At 35.8% G+C, this 16,466-nt stretch carries 15 protein-coding genes; 5 read left to right on the forward strand and 10 right to left on the reverse strand.

The window, feature by feature from the left end; all coding sequences use genetic code 11:
- Positions 1-454: 454 nt before the first annotated feature.
- Positions 455-1,051, forward strand: a complete 597-nt coding sequence (locus AC4IF5_RS17690) for a hypothetical protein (protein WP_490736831.1) — start codon at positions 455-457, stop codon at positions 1,049-1,051.
- A 343-nt stretch (positions 1,052-1,394) separates the two neighbouring features.
- Here the strand turns inward: AC4IF5_RS17690 and AC4IF5_RS17695 are convergent, their stop codons facing one another.
- Genes AC4IF5_RS17695 through AC4IF5_RS17705 form a run of 3 tightly spaced genes read right to left on the reverse strand, consistent with a single transcriptional unit; the run spans position 1,395 to position 3,766 of the window.
- The gene (locus tag AC4IF5_RS17695) at positions 1,395-2,408 is read right to left on the reverse strand and encodes a TQO small subunit DoxD (RefSeq protein ID WP_490736833.1); all 1,014 of its coding nucleotides are present in this window, start codon (positions 2,406-2,408) and stop codon (positions 1,395-1,397) included.
- Between the two features lie 51 nt (positions 2,409-2,459).
- Positions 2,460-2,813, reverse strand: coding sequence for a hypothetical protein (locus AC4IF5_RS17700; protein ID WP_490736835.1), 354 nt, complete (start codon positions 2,811-2,813; stop codon positions 2,460-2,462).
- 38 nt (positions 2,814-2,851) lie between these two features.
- Complete coding sequence (locus AC4IF5_RS17705) at positions 2,852-3,766, reverse strand: alpha/beta hydrolase (protein ID WP_490736837.1); 915 nt, start codon at positions 3,764-3,766, stop codon at positions 2,852-2,854.
- A 327-nt stretch (positions 3,767-4,093) separates the two neighbouring features.
- On the opposite strand from AC4IF5_RS17705, the gene AC4IF5_RS17710 reads away from it, so the two are divergent.
- Entirely contained in the window at positions 4,094-4,654 is a 561-nt protein-coding gene (locus AC4IF5_RS17710) for a DNA-3-methyladenine glycosylase I (RefSeq protein WP_490736839.1), read from the forward strand.
- 148 nt (positions 4,655-4,802) lie between these two features.
- Here the strand turns inward: AC4IF5_RS17710 and AC4IF5_RS17715 are convergent, their stop codons facing one another.
- Positions 4,803-5,171: a winged helix-turn-helix transcriptional regulator gene (locus AC4IF5_RS17715; RefSeq protein WP_490736841.1), complete on the reverse strand. Its 369-nt coding sequence runs from the start codon at positions 5,169-5,171 to the stop codon at positions 4,803-4,805.
- 91 nt (positions 5,172-5,262) lie between these two features.
- Between AC4IF5_RS17715 and AC4IF5_RS17720 the strand changes: the two genes are divergently transcribed.
- Entirely contained in the window at positions 5,263-5,793 is a 531-nt protein-coding gene (locus AC4IF5_RS17720) for an NAD(P)H-dependent oxidoreductase (RefSeq protein ID WP_490736843.1), read from the forward strand.
- Between the two features lie 14 nt (positions 5,794-5,807).
- Here the strand turns inward: AC4IF5_RS17720 and AC4IF5_RS17725 are convergent, their stop codons facing one another.
- The 4 genes from AC4IF5_RS17725 to AC4IF5_RS17740 all read right to left on the reverse strand — a co-directional run bounded on the left by AC4IF5_RS17725 (position 5,808) and on the right by AC4IF5_RS17740 (position 11,222).
- Positions 5,808-6,035, reverse strand: coding sequence for a hypothetical protein (locus tag AC4IF5_RS17725; protein WP_490736845.1), 228 nt, complete (start codon positions 6,033-6,035; stop codon positions 5,808-5,810).
- A gap of 97 nt (positions 6,036-6,132) precedes the next feature.
- Positions 6,133-8,463: an AAA family ATPase gene (locus AC4IF5_RS17730; RefSeq protein ID WP_490736847.1), complete on the reverse strand. Its 2,331-nt coding sequence runs from the start codon at positions 8,461-8,463 to the stop codon at positions 6,133-6,135.
- Between the two features lie 37 nt (positions 8,464-8,500).
- A complete protein-coding gene (locus tag AC4IF5_RS17735) occupies positions 8,501-10,087 on the reverse strand; it encodes a patatin-like phospholipase family protein (protein ID WP_490736849.1) in 1,587 nt (528 codons plus the stop codon).
- Between the two features lie 235 nt (positions 10,088-10,322).
- Positions 10,323-11,222 (reverse strand): magnesium transporter CorA family protein, encoded by a 900-nt coding sequence (locus AC4IF5_RS17740; RefSeq protein ID WP_490736851.1) that lies wholly within the window; start codon positions 11,220-11,222, stop codon positions 10,323-10,325.
- A 73-nt stretch (positions 11,223-11,295) separates the two neighbouring features.
- Here AC4IF5_RS17740 and AC4IF5_RS17745 point away from each other — a divergent pair, with 73 nt between their 5' ends.
- Positions 11,296-12,318 carry a 3-oxoacyl-ACP synthase III family protein gene (locus AC4IF5_RS17745; protein WP_490736853.1) on the forward strand — a complete coding sequence of 341 codons (1,023 nt, stop codon included), beginning with the start codon at positions 11,296-11,298 and terminating at the stop codon, positions 12,316-12,318.
- A gap of 287 nt (positions 12,319-12,605) precedes the next feature.
- Here AC4IF5_RS17745 and AC4IF5_RS17750 read toward each other — a convergent pair whose 3' ends face one another.
- Entirely contained in the window at positions 12,606-13,766 is a 1,161-nt protein-coding gene (locus tag AC4IF5_RS17750; protein ID WP_490736855.1) for a thioredoxin family protein, read from the reverse strand.
- Positions 13,767-14,066: 300 nt separating this feature from the next.
- On the opposite strand from AC4IF5_RS17750, the gene AC4IF5_RS17755 reads away from it, so the two are divergent.
- The gene (locus AC4IF5_RS17755; protein WP_490736857.1) at positions 14,067-15,698 is read left to right on the forward strand and encodes a tetratricopeptide repeat protein; all 1,632 of its coding nucleotides are present in this window, start codon (positions 14,067-14,069) and stop codon (positions 15,696-15,698) included.
- Positions 15,699-16,092: 394 nt separating this feature from the next.
- On the opposite strand, the gene AC4IF5_RS17760 is transcribed toward AC4IF5_RS17755, so the two are convergent.
- Positions 16,093-16,302, reverse strand: coding sequence for a hypothetical protein (locus AC4IF5_RS17760; RefSeq protein WP_490736859.1), 210 nt, complete (start codon positions 16,300-16,302; stop codon positions 16,093-16,095).
- Between the last annotated feature and the right edge of the window lie 164 nt (positions 16,303-16,466).

Consider the following 16,466-nt stretch of genomic DNA (forward strand, 5'->3'; position numbering starts at 1 on the left):
GCGGGAAAATAAAAAATAAAGCGTTAAATTAATTAGACAAAATGATTAACAATTAAATTTAAACAGGCTTTTAATGAAATAGATTTAGTATTCTCCAGGTTCAGTAACCTTCCTCTTCCAGCTTCCCTACTTATTTTAAGCAATGTTTTTGTTAAAAATAATATCACATATTGGAGAATTTATTGTTTTTTTTTAATTTTACTATACAAAATGAAAAACTATGAATCAATTCCCTCATCCTCAAAATTCCTTTTCAAAAGGAATAAAGCAGAGCATACCGCCAGGTTCTTACCGGAAAAGCCGCTCTTAGATCTATACCTACCGATAAGGTAGTGCTTCCGTCTTTATGTTGAATGAAGACAAAATTGATGTTTCTGAAACTGTATTGAAAAACCAGCCATTCAGCCGCATTGCTTTACAGCTATTCCCTCAAAACACTTACACAATTTTAAATATGGACCCAATACAACTGCCGGAAACCTATGTGGCATTATCAGATTTCAGGACCCATGATATCTACCTTCCTGAAATGGATCAGGATCAGATTATTGCAGACTTTTTCCCCGGAACCTTTAAAGAGCTTACGCAACGCCTCTCAGATATCACAGGAGCCTTTTACGGAGGTATGCTCAAACAGGCAGGGAAACTCTATGGAGCAGAAGCTGTCGAACAGCTCTCCAGTACTTTTATGTACGATCTCGGGTCAGGAATGGCCGTGAGAAATATGGAGGCAAAACCTGATCTGAAGCCCGGTATTCCCGCAGTTGCAAAAATACTTATAGCAGCAGTTTTTACATCCAGTCCCGAATATAATTTTGAATTTAAAGAATTAAATGACCACAAAGCCGAACTCCTGATCAAAGGAGTTGACCGCTATCATAAGATCACCCAAAGCCTCCAGATTGCAGGCCTGCTGAAATGGCCGGTCATAAAACCTTTTATCCGGGGAGTTTGCGATACTATGGGACTGGATGTTTTACTTGAAATGAAAGTGCTGAAGCTTGACCCGGATAGCTCGTGCAGTTATTTGACTACGGTGGTGAAGAGGTAGGGGAGGAATTAAGAGATTAAGGGATTAAGAAATTTAGAAATTATTAAAAGATTGAAAGATTGTTTTATTAAATTTCTAAAATCTGGATCTGAAATCTGTTGTCAAACCTTTATATTCCATATAAATATCAACATCAATAGGAGCGGACTTTAGTCTGCTTTTATGATAGATAGGTCCTATTTGCTTTTAGTCGAAATCTGAAAATACCTGATCAGGTTTCTCTGCTAGCAATTGTTTAATACTAACCTTAAACTTTAAACCTTAAGCCTTCAATAGATATTGGCCAGACCTAAAGAGTTGTATGTCTTTACGCCCGGCCAACAAAGCCAGAATGAAAGCAGGCTTATCTGATCTTTTCTGTCCATTCAAGTCCACTGATGTCAATCAGCTTCAGGGTATGGATTTCATCTTTTTGGATAATATCATGAATATCAATATTAACATCTGCCCTGGCTCCCAATGGAATGACAAGACTGTGTTTCCCCGGCTTTACTTTTGCTACATAATGATTCTGTATATTTTCTTCAGGAAGTTTTGAGAGTTCCTTCTGACCCAATTCCTTCAGAGTATTTCCTTTTTTATCCAGGATATGAATTCCTATCAGGAAAGATCCGTAGACATCCGCACCTTCGGTTCTGTATACTTCAAATTTCAAGTCTGTACTGGTATATGATATATTTGAAATTTCCAGCCTGGGCTTTACCGATTTATTATGCAATGTTCCCCATACTCCTCCATGGAAATATTGATTGGTATAAAGGGTAAGTCCGAATATAATGAACGAACCGGCAAGGACCAGAGCTTTAGGTTGGGAAACCGGAAGAACTCCGGAGCCCAGCCATTGAAACCATTTTTTATGAGTGAAATTTCTGCCCTTCTTTATGAAATAATGATCAAGGGAATAAGAACCACTTCCGGTGAGAAAGAGAACAAAACCACCTGCAATTCCCAGAACACCGATCTGCCATTCATCCACACAGGTCGTCCCCAGCCATCCGGAACCCAATAAAATTCCTAAGGCAAGGCTGAAGATTCCTATACTCATGAGCCTTGTAAATAATCCGATGATAATAAATAATCCTACTATGGCTTCAATAATGGTAAAAATCACCATTGACCGCTGTAAAGCGTCCGGATGGGTAACCAGATATTCAATAATAGGCTTGATCCCTAAAGCATTGGGTAAAAAATGATTGAATTTTTCGCCGATATATCCGTTTTCATCGGGAATAAGCTTGTTTTCAAGGATAAGTCTGCGCCAGAAAGCTGAAAAGTATGTCCATCCGATAACCATTCGGAGGGGCAGGGTATATAGTCCGGCCAGGTCCGAAGACTGGCTGTTGAGGGTATGTTTCATTGAAAGTATATTGAATTGTAAAAAACTGATTGTAATCTGATGAAAAAAGATTTAAATCAGACTTAGCTTCAGCCTTTTAAACAGAATATATTTCGGAGGGCTGTTTCCTGTGGAATGCTCTGAGTAATCATTGAAGAGAATCTTTTCTTCCCCGGTATTGCCTGCAGCAGTATTTACATATAAAAAAGATCCTTTTTGTTTAATGGCTTTTGCTTTTGAAACAGAAACCAGAGAAGAGGTGGTGATCGTATCGCAGCCGAAAGAAAAACCGGAGGTTGTCTTTATCTTGTTTAGTCCGCTGATATACTGAATGTCAAAAATCTCAAGCACATTCCTTTTTATAGAACATGGCGATAATGAAAACACCAATATAAGCATCGTTATGATAGCTTTATAGGTCTTCATATATACAGATGTGTTTGACATGATTACAAAACTACACTTTATTTTAATTTCAGCTCAATAAATCTTAGAAATTCATCCTGCTGATCTACAAATAAATAATGGGAGCAGTTATCAATAAGCTGAAAGTTCTTTTTTCCAACAATCGCTTTGAGATGGTCCAGCTGCTTTTCAGAAAATATTCCGTCGTCCTTTCCATATACAGCAAAAATGGGAATTCCTTTTCGTTTGATTTCCTTTAAAACAGTTGAGTTGTCAAGATTATTGAGAGGTTCATTCTGGTAAAACCTGACGGGTGCATTGGGATTTCTGATATTGTTCTTATAAAGCTCACCAGCTTCATATTCTTCTCTTAAACGCTCGCTTTCCTGAGTAGGATAGGGCATTTTGAAAAAGTTGAGCTTACCGGCAATTTCATAACATCTTTTTCGATAGACGGCTGAATTTTTATTCAGACTTTCGGTTTCAGCAATTTCTTTCAGTTGAGCCGGATCTGTTTTGAAGTGCTCTTTTGCCTGCTTCAGGATATGATCATAGGTTTCCTGCTGGGTAAATAATGCACCGGACAGCGTCAAAGAATTTACCTTGCCAGGATACTGATGGGTAAACAGAGTACCGATAATTCCTCCAAAACTATGAGCAAGAATGTTTGCTTTTGTAATCTTGTACGTTTGGTAAATCTGTTGCAGATCATCAAAGCTTTCTTTAAAGGTCATCATCGCATTTTCATCCTTAGAACGCCCTTCGCCCCGTCTGTCATAAACAATCACATAGAATCCTTTATCAGCCAGTTTCTGAGCGGTGGTTCCTTCAAATAAAGTCGCGTTTCCACTCGGTCCTCCGTGAATAAAAATGATCGGGGGATTCTGTGGACTTCCATAAGCTTTGGAATAAATAGCCTGTGCATAGGATGAAACGGAAAAGAGAGAAAAAAGAATCGCTGTCAATAATTTCATGATCTCAGTTTTGAAGTTTCTAAACTACTGAATATTCTTCAGACTTCGGATAATGATGTAATTTGAATAATGATTAAGAGCCTGTTTAAATTTAATTGCTGATTTAACGCTTTATTTTTTATTTTCCCGCTGATTTTGCAGATTCAGCAGATCATTATTCGTAAATCGAATCAGCGTGATTTACAAAATCAGCGAGAAATAATATTTTAATACAAATTTAAACAGGCTCTGAACCGTAAAAATCAAAACACTGCTGACTAACAGTTGTCACAATCCTGTCTTATCTTTATAGCATTATTTAATTAAAATTAAAAACAGAATACTTCAATGAGTTATTGCTTAGCCATAGAAAGAATGCAGCCGGAAAACAGAAAAGAACTGCACAAAAATTACCATGACAACTATTACGGATTCCCGATTCATGATGATAATGAACTGTTTGGAAGACTGATCCTGGAAATCAATCAGGCAGGTCTGAGCTGGGAAACGGTTCTGAAGAAAGAAAAAAGCTTCAGAGAAGCATATCACAATTTTGATATTCAGAAAATAGCGGCTTATACTGAAGAGGATCGGGAAAGGCTTTTGAACGACAGTGGAATTATCAGGAACAGGCTAAAAGTGAATGCAGCGATAGAAAATGCTAAGACCATTATCGGACTTCAGAAAGAATTCGGTTCGTTTGAAAAATGGCTGGAACATCATCATCCTAAAACATTGCAGGAATGGATGAAGCTGTTCAAGAAAACCTTCAAATTTACCGGTGGTGAAATTGTGAACGAATTTCTGATGAGTACGGGCTATCTGAAAGGAGCACATCATGAAACCTGTCCTGTTCATGCCAGGGTTTTGGAACAGAAACCTTTGTGGAAAGAGGCAGCAGAACATTAGAAATCTAATAACTGCTCTTATAAGCCATTAAGAAAAATAACGCTGATTAGGAAATGAATAGAGTCTCCGATTGCAGACAGATAGTAGAAAGTCTCATTTAAGGTGAAGCTCTTTTAGCGTTCCCTCTTAATGGTTTATAAGATTTATTTTATTGAGTTTTTTCTATCAGCTGTTTATGTTCTTTCCCCCATTTTTCAAACTCAAGGATGATTGGTTTTAATTTATAGCCAATTTCTGTAAGCTCATATTCTACCCGTGGCGGAACTTCAGCATAAACAGTTCTTGTGATAATTTTATCTTCCTCCAGCCTGCGGAGCTGCAATGTCAGCATACGCTCTGTAATATTCTGAAGACGTTTTTTTAATTCTCCGAATCTCATTTTACTATTGATCAGATAGCAGCAGATGGCCAAAGCCCACTGTCCGCCGATGATGTTGGAAGCATAGACCTCCGGACATTCATCAGCAAGTGCTTTTTTATTGGCGAAATTGGTAGATGTTTCCTTTATTTTAGTCATTACTTACATTTTTTATAGTACCATACAATAGGTTGCTAATGTACGAAATGTAAGCTGCATGCAGTAATTTTGTAATAGAAATTTAAACGTTATGAAGACCTTGATTATTGTAATCCATCCTGAGATTGAAAAATCCGTGATCAATAAAAGATGGATCGAAGAGCTAAAGAAAATGCCTGAAAAATATACCGTGCACCAATTATATGAAGCTTATCCTGACGGAAAGATCAATGTTGCCAGGGAGCAGGAACTGATGGAATCTTATGATAAGATCGTATTTCAGTTTCCTTTTTATTGGTTCAGCAGTCCGCCGCTTTTGAAGCAATGGCTGGATGAGGTCGTTTTATATGGCTGGGCCTACGGTAGCAATAGCGGCTACAAGCTGGCAGAAAAGAAAATGTCCTTAGCCGTTACTGCAGGAATCGATGAAGAAGGTTATAGTGCATCCGGACAATATAAATATACGATGAATGAGCTTTTCCGACCTTATGAGCTGACTTTTGATTACATAAAAGCAGATTATAGAGAGCCTTTTGTATACTACGGTATAGAACGTAATTCTTCAGATGAATGGATTGAAAGAAGTGTTCCGATGTATCTGGAGTTTTTGGATCACCTGTAAAAATCAATGGGAATCTATTTGGATTTTTTTGTTAAATAGATTCCTATTCCTAACAGAGCTGAAAATATTCCTATAATTAAAAAAGGAAGCCATAAAACAAAAGATAGTTCACTTACTTTAATGAACAACGTTGAATAGTCTCCTCTTGAGGTAAACATTCCTATGGATAGAAAAAACATGATTATAGAAAGGCAGATCATGGCTAATCCGTTGAAAAAAATATATTTGTAAATTGGCTTCATTCTTAGATTGTTTATTTAGTATTTATATTCTGTTGATACTCTTTTCCACTTTCATTTTCTAAAAATCATAATGCGGGAAATAACTGAATAGACAATGTTAATCATCTTGAATACTTTTAAAAGTATTTAATAAATCTATAGAACATAAACCTTTGAAATTCAAGATTACTTTATTAATGATAGCCTTTTTTAAAGCTGATTCATCTTTTTTTCTGATAGTTTCTAATTGAGGGTAAGTTTTTATGATAATATCTTCTAATAAATGTCCTTGAGTTTTACAATACCAAATTGGTATTTGCAAAGTTATTCCATTGCATAATGTATAGTTAACCTGCTCAGGTGAATTTTCATTTTTTAAATTTACATGTAAGTCAGAAATTATCTTATTAACAATTTGTTGAAGTTGTGATTGATCGAAATTTAAGATATTGAAATAAACTTCATTCTTTTCAAATCCAAAATGTTCTGCTTCTAGAATATTTTCTTTCCAAAGTAAAATTGCTAATAGTAAAGGATCAAGCAAGTAATTTTCAATACTGTATCTTTGAGAATTACCTAAAACCCTAATAAACTCCGAAGATTTATTTTTTAAATCCCAATCAATAATTCCCCAACTAAAATTATTGCCAGCTTTTCTGAGAATATTAACTATACTTACAACCTGATCACAACTTGCTATACCAATACCGTTACCGTTAATTTTAGTTTTGCCAGAGGATATGAAATTTAAAGAAATTTCAGGATTCAATTTATCATTATAAATATTATATAAACTTTCATAATAACTAGCATCATATTCACTTTCAACAAAAACTTGCCTTCTGTTTTCATAATTTACACTAAAAGATGGAACTCCAATTGTTAATTCTTTTAGTGCCCGATCTTTGGAAACGTTTAATATCTTTGAAATAGAATGTCTATTCATTAAAAAAATACTTTCATTAGGAGCAAGAGCAACCGTTGAAGGTGAATGAGTTGAGAGGATAATATTTATCCCCATTTTTATATGAAAAATATTATATAATACATCCAATAACCTCTTACACATTGAGGGATGTAAAGCAGAGTCAATTTCATCCAATAAAAGAAGCCTGGTTATGGCTTTTTTTTGTTTAAGCTTATATAAATAAAAAGATAATGCAATTAAGGTTTTTTCACCAGAAGAAAGATCTTCTAAATTTGTAGTGTAACCCAACGATTTATTATGGAGAATTATTTTAATTTCTTGTTTATCAATACCATACATTAAATCAATATGAATGTCATTTTTTTTAAATTCGTAACCATTACAGTCATATTCATTTAAAACTGCATTCAACATATCTATTGGAGATAATCCATGAATCTTTATAAATTCTGTTTCATTATAATATTTTATACTTGGATCTTGGATGGAGATAAGTTGATTGTAATTATTTTGTAATTTAGAAAGTTGATAATGTTTTTCTTCACTTGCTATTTCTTGTAAATTTAAAAAACCATCTCCTACTTGAATAATATCATGCATGTTTTCTTCTCCATTTAATTTTATTGCTATGTCAATATATTCTTTGGAAATATTTTTTTTAAAATGCATTTTTATGTCATTAGATAATTCAAGCAAATATTCTTTCAATTTTATGAGTCCTACTTGTTTTTTGAATTGACTTAAGTTATGATTAGAATCAACCGAAATGACAAAATTTACAAAACTTTCTTTAAAACCTAGAGAGTAATAATAACCTACAATAGTAGGCAGAAAGCTTTCTGCCATTGAATTGTATTTATCTATTTCCGAATCTTCCCAATCTGGATTTAAAATAAAATCCCAATTTATATTTTTTAGAGAAATTAGAATATTATGTTTTATGAAGGCTCCTTTTAATTCCATTAGCCATGTTCTGATATTTATATTGGGAATTTGTAATAGATAGGCTTCTAAGAGAGCTTTGTGTTTAACTAAAATTGGAAAATGTAAAGCTAAACTCGTGGGATTTAGATGACTATTTGTCTTTCTATAATTCTCAAAAGCTTCAATTTCTTTATCAGTTAAATCTAATGATTCTAATACTATTTCCTCCTTTATAAAAAAATCATTTGAAGCTAATGATGAATTATTCAGTACATTGTAACTGTTTAATATAGAATTTCTTTCATGATGTAATCTTTTAAAAAATTCTTCGCTTTTGTTTTTGAATCTGTCGTGTTTATATTTAAGCACTTCATTTTCTGAAGTTTTTTCGTAAACAAGGTTAAAGTCATTATAATTATAATATATTATTTCAGCTTGGCTAATTCCATCAATTTTAAAAACCCCTTGATCTATTGCAGTTAATAATTGTGTCTTTCCTGATCCATTTATTCCTGTGATTACTGAAAAATCTTTTAACAAATAATTTTCGATTTTATCCAATGAAAAGTATTTATCTTGTTGTATAAGTTTAATCATTTTATTATTTATTTTAATTTTTGATACTTAAAAATCCTTACCCCACCGTAGGCGTATCCTCTTCCTTCAGTATTTTTTTGCCCTTCATAGAAAGCATCATCCGTTCGTACTTGTATTTTTCCCAGTCAAACTGATTCAGGAAATCGAGGGCGGCCTGGAAGCCTCTGTTGAAAAGCTCCTCTTTTTCTTCCTTTTTCATAAAGAAATTCAGCCAGCTGCTGGTTCCACAGTTGACAGACTGTATGCTGTAGAGACGGTAGAAGGTGTGCTTGGTAAGAAAAGTTTTGTCATTGAAACCTTTCAATGTGCTGATGATATTTCCGGCGTAGCTGAATGGGGTTTTGAGAATCTGTTCACTGGTTTTTCCCTTTTCAGAAAGAATATCAGAATCGCTGGTCAGCTGTACCCCGAAAAGGGGCATTCTGGGATAGAAGACTTCTTCCGCATGAAAAAGGTCAATTGGAAAATTGGAAATACTGCCACCATCAATGAAAATTCCTACAGAATGAATATCTGCCTGTTTGGTATTCATCCAGTATTTCCAGGCATATTTTACTGAGTCATCATCCCTGTTGATCAGCTTCTGGAAAGGCTCAAAGAAAAAAGGAACAGACATGGAAGCCCTTACAAATTCTGCCGGACTGATGTGTTTCAGTTCCTCTTCAGACCAATACAGGTTGGCCATACCGGGAAGTTCCACCTTTATTTTGGCGTTGATATCAGTGGTAATGACTACATATTCTGAACGGAGCAGATAGAACGGGTTGTTTTTATAATAATCGTTATTGACAGAACTTTCATAGAATATTTTGTAGCGGGTCTGATCAATGTGCTCTAGGTTTTTGTCTCTGATGTTTTCTATGCTTTGAAGAGCCATCCTATAATATTCCTGACCGTTTCCATAGCGGTAGTTGAGGTTGAGGTCATGTTTTTTCCGGATGAACTTTTCATTCAGGTTGGCTACTGTTTTGATGCCAAGATCTTCCAGTGCATTTTTCATGGTGGTCTGAAAGGCATTTCCGGGATTGAGTCCGCTGTTTTCTTTTCTGAAATTATTGTACAGTTTTTTGATACATAAAAAGAGGATAATGGCAGGGATGAGGGGAATTAAAAACATGAGCTTTGCACTCATTGTAGTTTCTGAAGGGACAACAAAAGGAATACTGATCAGAATGATGAATAAGATGGCCGCAATACAAGCATTGATCTTAAAGAAATCCTTATTATTCAGCATCGCATGAAGGGTGGTTTTTACATAGGTCTTTCCATCCATAAAATCAGCGAAGTTCCAACTGAAAAGAATATCCTTAATAAGGTCACTTTTAGCTTCTTCTTTGGTTTTACAGGCGGCAATAAGTAAGGTATTGATAGCGCCTGCACTGGTTCCCGCCACTTTCAGAAAACGGATCCCGAAAATTTCCAGACCATAAAGATAGCCTACCAGGGCACTTCCCCAGACACCGCCACCTTCCTGAACAAACTCTATATACTGATTACCCTGCGGATCCAGAAGGTCGGAGAACTCTTTGGATGAAATATTTTCATGCAGAGCAACAAGTTTCTCCTTAGATTCTTTCGAAAGCGAATCATCCTCCAGAATTTTATTGAGATCTTCGGTCTTCATAGTATCTGTTTTTGCTGGTGTTATTGTATTTGCGGACCGTTAAATGGAGCAATTTATATGTTTACAGTTTATCTTAACGTAAAGACGCCATTTTTTATGACCGTTTAAAGCACAAGAAAATCTTTTATTCTCAGTGCTGTGTAACAGAAATCAGCAGCATTCAATTGACAAAATCTCAGCGTCTTAAAACATTATCTTATATTCCTTACGCCTTGGCGCTTATCCAACAATAAAATTACCACTGTTTACGCCTCACATAGATGAACGTACTGATGACTACCGTAGCCATAGCCCCCATTGTTATAAAATAACCATACTTATGATGAAGTTCAGGCATATTGTCAAAATTCATCCCATAAACTCCGGCAATAAAGGTGATCGGTAAGAAATAAACCGAATAGATGGCCAAAACCTTCATGACCTGGTTGGCTTTCTGGTCAGAAAGAGCCAGGAACATCGAAATAAGGTTGGTGATCTGTATATTCAAATGATCAAAATCCGCCACTACATCCTTATGCTTATCTTTTAAATCCACAATTTCAGAATCCTGTAAGCTTAAGAGCTTAAACTTATCAATAGCATCCGTGGAAATGACCAATACCCGGGAATTCAGTCCTGACTTTCGCTTCAGCTTATACAGCCTTCGGATCTGGCTGGTATGGTTGGTGTTTTTAAGGAAAATCTCATTTTCGATATTATCCATGGTTTCCATCAGGCTTATGGATTCATCATCAAAACTTTTCATGATCAGTATGGCGATCATCAGTGCTATCTTTTGAGGCGTAAGATCCTCCTGGGCACCCAAAAGCTTTTTCTTTGTTTCGGAGATGCTTCTGGTTTTCATTCTATGGATGGTGATAATGGTTGTATCCAGTAGAAAGACGGCAATTTTGGTGCTGATATCGCTGATGGTATTGAGGTTCTTTCTCTCCAGTTCTGTGCTTTCACGGAGCAGGAAGAATTTTACATTTCCATCCTCTTCATATTTGGGAAGGTGATTGGGATCTATGGTATCTTCCAGGAGAAGATTGTTGATTTCATATCTCTCATGAAGAAATTTCAGGTCTTCTGCAGTAGGAGCCTCCACATCTACCCATTCACACTGGGAACTTCTGTATATCGTATCAATTGGCATAAAGTAAAAATACTAATATTTTGAAAAACTATGTGTTAAATAAGTTTTATCTTTGCCAAAATTAAAAAACTATATGATTAAAAGTACAATAAAGGGCGTCGGATTTTATGTTCCAGATAACGTTGTTACCAATGATGATTTGGCTCAACTGATGACGACCAATGATGAATGGATTACGGAAAGGACAGGTATCAAAGAGAGAAGGCACAGAAAAAATAGAAATGACTCTCAGGAAACTACAGCCTATCTTGGCTTCAAGGCATCAGAAAAGGCCCTTGAAAAAGCCGGCTTAACGGCTAAAGATATTGACTATATTGTTTTTGCAACACTTTCTCCGGATTATTATTTTCCCGGGTGCGGAGTATTGCTTCAGGAGATGTTGGGATGCGACACAATCGGAGCTCTGGACGTAAGAAATCAATGTTCGGGATTCGTATATGCGATGAGTGTTGCCAATGCTTTTATTAAATCAGGAACCTATAAAAATATTTTGGTAGTGGGAGCGGAAGTTCATTCTTTCGGATTAGATTTTTCTGATGAAGGAAGAGGCGTTTCTGTAATTTTTGGAGATGGCGCAGGAGCTGTTGTACTTTGCGCAGCAGAAGATGAAAATGCAGGTGATATTTTAGCCGTAAATATGCATTCTGAAGGGAAATATGCTGATGAACTATGTACACAGTTTCCGGGCTCTAAATATGGCTGGAGCGATAGAATGAGAAAAGAGCCTGAAAATGTTACCAGTAAAGAAGTATACCCGATTATGAACGGAAACTTTGTATTCAAACATGCGGTAACAAGATTTCCGGAAACAATGATGGAAGCTCTGAATAAAGCAGGAAAAACAGTTGAAGATCTGGATATGTTTATTCCGCATCAGGCGAACCTGAGAATTGCTCAGTTTGTTCAGCAAAAATTCGGATTGCCGGATGATAAAATTTTCAATAACATCCAAAAATATGGAAATACAACAGCCGCGTCTATTCCAATTGCATTAAGTGAAGCGATTGAGCTGGGTAAAATCAAAAAAGGAGATTTGGTGCTTCTTTCTGCCTTTGGTAGCGGATTTACCTGGGGAAGCGTTTTGTTTGAATATTAATAAGGCAAAAAAGCGAAATTGCAAAAAGGCGAAATCGTGGATTGATGGTTGGTAATCAATAGCTCTCTTTTTACAAAAGATGTTTGAGAGTGTAAGTTGCTTAATGATCATGCCATCGCTTAGAAGATTACTTAAGTGTAAATTTCCACCAATACTACAGTTGAAGACGTGAAAATTCCTCTCAGGCGGAGGGGGTAAATCGAAGATTTGACAGAGTGGTTTACCACACGATACAACATAAAAAAACCGCAGAATGCTCTGCGGTTTTTGTTTTATATAATGACCCGTTAAAGGCTTTTCAGTAATTTTTCAGTATCCGAAAAATCTTCTCCTTTACTTTTTGCCAGCTCAATAGCCTTTTCAGCCCACATCTTCGCGTTTTTCTTATCACCGATCTTATTGTAAAGATTGGCTAGCGTATCCGTATTGGCATAGTTCTGATCTTTCTTTACAGACTCCTGTGCCCATACAACCGCTTTTTCTAAAGAAGCTTTGTTGTCCACATTTTCAAAGAAGTTCCATGCAAGGGAGTTCAGTTCGTCAGCACCTGCCGCAGAATAATCCTGATACAGTTCCATGATCAATTTCTCATACGTAGGAATATCTTTATTCTTTAAAGCTCTGTTGGCTTTCATTCTTTTTAAAATCTTGTCAGCCTCTTCTTTGCTCAGAAATTTTTGGGTTTCAGTCATGAAGTAACTGTCATTCCAGGTTTTTGTATCTGTATTGTACGCTTTTTTCGCAACAGTATTCAGCTTAATATTTTTATCCACGTTTCCATACCTGTCTTCCGGTAAGAATTTCAGGATATCTGCTTTCTTTTCCTGAAAGATCTTGTACAGAGGACTTTCTGTAGTCTGAACTCCTGAAAGAAGCATTTGAATGTCTTCCTGATCCAAAGTCGCTTTCTGCTCAAAATAGCGGTTCAGTACTTTACCGGCAAATTCGGGATCATTGTAAATGGTAAGTCCGGCAAGGTTCTTTAAGAATTCAGGATTTTTTTCTCCTTTTTCAAACTGTTGCTTTAAAGAGGTAAGCCTTCTTGTAGGGTCCTCGGCATCTTTGGCAAACTGGATAAAGTCTTTTTCTTCTACATACCCCAGGGTTCTGTGTACAGCTTCGCCGCTTCCGTCAATGAAAAGATAAGTAGGGAAGGCCTTTACATTATATTTTTTAGCCAGATCGATTCCTTCTCCTTTTTCCATATCAATTTTGGCATTGATAAAGTGGGAATTGTAATAGTCTCCTACCGATTGAAGCGGGAAAATATTTTTTACCATCAGTTTACATGGTCCGCACCACGAAGCATATGCATCTACAAAGATAAGTTTGTTCTCTTTTTTGGCCTTGGCAAGGATAGAGGCAAAGTTGCCATCCTCAAATTTAATTCCCTGCGCCCAGGCAAGGATTCCTATAAACAGTGTTGAAAGTATGGTTATTTTTTTCATAAAAACTTTTTATACGATACAAATGTAATAAATATGATGACATTTAGGTCGTTCATATTGAAAATAATTGTACAGGAACGTTGTTTTTAATACAGCTATAGACTTATATGAAAGATAATCATTTATTATTTTAGTCCTATTATTAAAATTAATGTAAATATGTGTTTTAGGTTAAATGATTAAATTTCAATAGAATATTTTAATTAAAAGTAAAATATTACTAATTTTGTAAAAAACAAAAAGACACCAGTGAAAATAATGATGAATTATTATAAAATAAAAATAATAATTTGTTTTTTTATGTCTAAAAACCTACTGATACTTTTGTTTTTGCTGGCCACAGCAATTCCCATATTTTCCCAGAAAGAAAACAGCTTTGATCAGGTCTGTGAAAGGACTTCCTCCATCACTGCCTATAAAGATCTGCCTAAAGCGATCAGAACGGCGGATTCTCTTTATATGTCTGCACAGGAACCATCAGAGAAAATAAGAAGCCTGATGCTCTCTTCAGAACTTTATCATCATGCAGGTGAGCTTAAAAAAGCGATATGCTATAGTGAAAATGCCCATTCAGTGATCAGCCAGATCAACGATCCGCAATGGATGGCTGATGTCAGCAAATTGCTCGCAAGGCAATACAGACAGGTAGGGTTGTATGAAAGGGCAAAAAAATACATATTAAAAGGGCTGGAAGCATCAAAGCAGATCTCAGATTTCCAAAAGAGCAATGAAGCGGTGGGACTCCTGAATCAGGAAATGGCTTTTTATGAAATGGAAATGGGAAATTATTCCAATGCGGTGCGGTATGTGGAGCTTTCTCTTAAACATTTTGAAAAAATAGACAGCAAGAACGAGAACAGAACCGCAGCAGCATCCTATCAGATATTGGGAGACGTTTATTTCAAACTTAATGACTATTCTGTTTCTGAACAGTATTACAGAAAAGCGGAGAAATTGCTTAAAGCTAAAAAAGGAAGCTGTACTCTGGGGCTGGTCTATAACGGATTGGGAGGGATCCGCCTGAAGCAGAAGAACTGGAAGGATGCCGAACTCTATCTGAAAAAAGCAGAGAAAATTGCCGATACTTCACGAAGCCTTAAGCTTAAGAAAGCAGTATATTCCAATATCAATGACTATTACGAAGGAACGGGAGACAATTTTAAAGCTTCTTTGTATGCTGTAAAATATGTAAGGGCATATGACAGCATTGCTGCCCGCAATCAGGGATTTGCGGTGAAAGATACCGACCATTCAGGAGTCAGGATCAGTAAAAAGAATGGATCAATGAATAAGGCCAAGAACGCAGCCATCATTCTGCTGCTGGTAGCCCTGATCGGTTTGGTAATCTTTTTCAGAACAAAGCAGAAGAAGCAGCATTCAAAATTCCGAAATATTATAAGGACGCAGCTGAAGATGATCGGTAGCAGGCCTCAGCTTTTAAAACAACCTGGAAATTCCGAATTTTCAAATATATCCGTAGAAGAAATTGATGGGAAAGACAGTGGGGCGGACCGGAAAAGGAGCGATTCTCTGATGACTTCTGAAACAGAATCAAAGCTGCTCGAACTTCTTGAAGAGTTTGAGAAAGGAGCCCTTTACAACAATAAAGGAATGTCCTTGTCTTTCCTGGCAGGAGAGCTCAATACCAATACGAAATACCTGTCGTATGTGATCAACCAGCACAAGTGTACCGACTTTAAAACCTATATCAACCGCTTAAGGATCAATTATATTGTAGACAAGCTGATCAATGACGAAAAGTACAGACAATACAAGATCAGCATTCTGGCTGACGAATGCGGCTTTTCTTCACACAGCAAGTTTGCTGCAGTGTTCAAAGCCGTCACTGATTATTCCCCGTCGGCTTATATTAAATATCTGGATTCTGGAAATCAGGCAGATAAAAATGTTCATTTTCAGGAAAATGATTAAAAACAGATAATATTTTTAATTCTATCTCACTATTTTCATGAAAATGGATAACCTATTGTTTTATACAAGAGGCCTACTATTATATCTTTGCCGCAGTTTTACTGGATATGGCTTACTATACTCCTACAGCTTATATCTTTCTTTTATTGAAGGAAATCTTCTTTCCGGGATGGATAATAAAATGAAAGATTACATTATAAATCCAATCGTGAAATTTTAGATAAGGGATAAGTATATTTTACTATTATCAAATAATCTCGGTTTCTGTTTTATCAAAAAATATCCTGTTCTATAGATCCGGATCATACAATATAATCGGGGGTTGATTGCCCGGTTTTTTTTCAGTCAAGTTTTTTTAAGTGCAAATCCACAGAATTTCTGTGGATTTGCTATTTTATTTGGTTTTTGTACTGTCAGTTTTTATTTGTAAAGTATCAGGAGTGGCTGAAGCCGGTTCAGAATTGGCCACAGCAGAATCGCCCATTCTGTTTCTTAAAGAATCTTTATTGTGGGCATCTTTAAACTCTTCTCTTTTTTCTTTGTTTTGAGCACAGCTTCCAAGGAAAAGAAGCCCGAGAACAGTTCCTATCCATAATTTTTTCATAGGTAATTCTTTTTAATGTTTGGTGTAGATCAAAGATAGGGATTTTTTTAAAATTAAGGAATTAAGAAATTAATAGATTTGGAAATTATTAAAAGATTAAAAGATTAAAAGATTAAAAGATTAAAAGATTAAAAGATTAAAAGATTAAAAGATTAAAAGATTAA

Source organism: Chryseobacterium sp. UF-290 (genome assembly GCF_058245615.1).